At 68.6% G+C, this 2116-nt stretch carries 2 protein-coding genes; one reads left to right on the top strand and one right to left on the bottom strand.

All coding sequences use genetic code 11. The features are described from left to right. Positions 1 to 139 precede the first annotated feature (139 nt). Positions 140 to 313 carry a hypothetical protein gene (locus tag ABZ749_RS34320; protein WP_357235370.1) on the top strand — a complete coding sequence of 58 codons (174 nt, stop codon included), beginning with the start codon at positions 140 to 142 and terminating at the stop codon, positions 311 to 313. Positions 314 to 370: 57 nt separating this feature from the next. On the opposite strand, the gene ABZ749_RS34315 is transcribed toward ABZ749_RS34320, so the two are convergent. Continuing rightward, positions 371 to 2086 carry a 5'-nucleotidase C-terminal domain-containing protein gene (locus ABZ749_RS34315; RefSeq protein WP_357235373.1) on the bottom strand — a complete coding sequence of 572 codons (1716 nt, stop codon included), beginning with the start codon at positions 2084 to 2086 and terminating at the stop codon, positions 371 to 373. Positions 2087 to 2116 lie beyond the last annotated feature (30 nt).

The following is a 2116-nucleotide window of genomic DNA, read 5'->3' as shown; positions in this document are numbered from 1 at the left end:
CGACCGGTTGTCCCATCCGTCGCGCCAGGCCATCACCGCTCACCCAGGATCCTAGGATGCCTTAGAGGGTGTGCGTCCGGCTACTGGTGGGGACCACCGGGGCCGCCGGACAATCACAGCGGAGCAGGGGGAGACGCTGATGAACGAGCAACAGTTCACCGACGACGAGTACGCGTTTCTGCGCCACGCGCGGTTCGGGGAGTTGCCGCCCGCCGTCCGTCCCGACGAGCGGGTGGCCCTGACCGAGACCGATCCCGGGCGCGACCGGCCGGAGGAGTCCGAGGACCCGATCCGCTGGAACGTGCAGGGCTGAGAACGCGCGACGGGCCGCGGGTGTCGCCACCCACGGCCCGTTCGTGATGCGCTGCGGTCAGAAGACGGGCACGCCCTCGCGTACCAGACGCCAGTTGGGCTGGAAGAAGTCGGCCGGGTCGATCGTTCCCCTGGCCTGCGCCCAGTCGATGAGCAGCTGACGGATCTCCTGCTGCGCGTTGTAGACCTGGGTCTTCACGATGCCGGGGAAGTTGCCACCGCCGCTGCGCCGGTAGTTGTTCACCGCCACCACGAACTGCGCGTTGTCCGCGACCGGGGTGTCGCTGCCGGCCAGCACCAGGCGGGTGATCCGCTGCCCGACCGGCTTGGAGATGTCGATGTCGTAGTCCAGGCCGGAGAAGACGTCGTAGTTGTAGTCCGGCACCGCCGGGTCGCTGATCTGCTCCGGGTCGACCGGGGCACCCGGCGCGACCGTCCGGAAGTACTTCGCCGAGTACTCCAGGTAGGCGCGCACCTCGGCGCCGCTGAGCACGACCGCCTCCAGGGTGTTGTCGTACACGTACAGGCCGGCCACGTCGCGGATCTTCACGTCGCCAGCGGGGAAGACGGCGGTCCGGCTGAACGGCGCCGCGATCGACAGCACCGGCAGGTCCACGTACGCCGTGCCGGCCAGCGCCGCGCCGACCACCTCGGTCTGCACATGGTTGATGAAGTCCAGGATCGGCGTGTCCTTGTACCGCGACTCCGCCGCCGACAACTCCACAGTGGACTGCGCGACGACCTGGTTGACGTACGCCACGGTCTTCTGGTGCTGCGCCCGCACGGCGGCGAGCACCTTCGGGTCCTCGACCACCGTGTTGGTGTTCAGCATGGTGGCGGTCTTCTTGGTGATCGCCCACCGGCCACGCTCGCGGGTGAGGGTGAAGTCCATCCGGGTGAGCCGCTGGCCCCACTTCGACGGCTCGGAGAGCAGCACCTGCGTGCCGGTGCGCTCGTTGGTCACGAACCGCTCGACCACCTCGTTGTGCGCGTGACCGAAGAGGATCGCGTCGATCCCCGGCACCTGCTGGGCGATCAGCGCCACCGGGTTCTCGTTCGGCAGCTCGGGGCCGTAGCTGGAGGTGCCGCTGTCACCGCCGTGCGCGGAGATCAGCACGAGGTCCGCGCCGCGGGCCCGCATGATCGGCACCCACTTCGCGGCGGTCGCGATCATGTCGTCGAAGCGCAGCTTGCCCTCGACGTTGCCCTTGTCCCAGATGGCCACACCGGGGTTGGTCAACCCGAGGATGCCGACCCGCAGGGTCGGCGCGGCGAAACCGAGGGAGACCTTCTTGATGACGTACGGCAGGAAGGCCGGCTTGCCGGTCTTCGCGTTGACGGCGTTCGCGGCGAGCGCCGGGAAGCCGAGCTGACGGATCCACAGGTCCAGCAACGGCAGACCGTAGTTGAACTCGTGGTTGCCCAGGGTCACCGCGTCGTAGTCGATGACGTTCATGGCCCGTGCCATCGGGTGCTTCTCCCCGGTGGCGGTGATCGGCTCCTGCTTGGCGTAGTACGTCGCGAGGGGCGTGCCCTGGATCGTGTCGCCGGCGTCGAGCACCAGCGTCGCCTTGCCGCGCCGCTCCCGACGAATCTGGTTGATCAACGTCGCCAGCTTCGCCACGCCGATGTCGTTCTGCTTGCTGTCGTCGTACTCGGCGTCGCGGTAGTAGTCCCAGTTGTAGACGTTGCCGTGCGTGTCCGACGTGCCCAGGAGGGCCAGCGCGCCGGTGATGCCCGCGAGTACGACGCCGGCAGCGATGCCGATGATCACCGCGAGCGGGTGCAGGGCGACCGCCCGGCC

The organism is Micromonospora sp. NPDC047753, assembly GCF_040642735.1.
Lineage (GTDB): Bacteria > Actinomycetota > Actinomycetes > Mycobacteriales > Micromonosporaceae > Micromonospora.
This window is presented reverse-complemented; position numbering and strand designations above follow the sequence as displayed.

Excerpts from the sequence above, each read along its gene's own strand:
- ABZ749_RS34320 (WP_357235370.1), top strand. The coding sequence starts at position 140 with ATGAACGAGCAACAGTTCACCGACGACGAGTACGCGTTTCTGCGCCAC.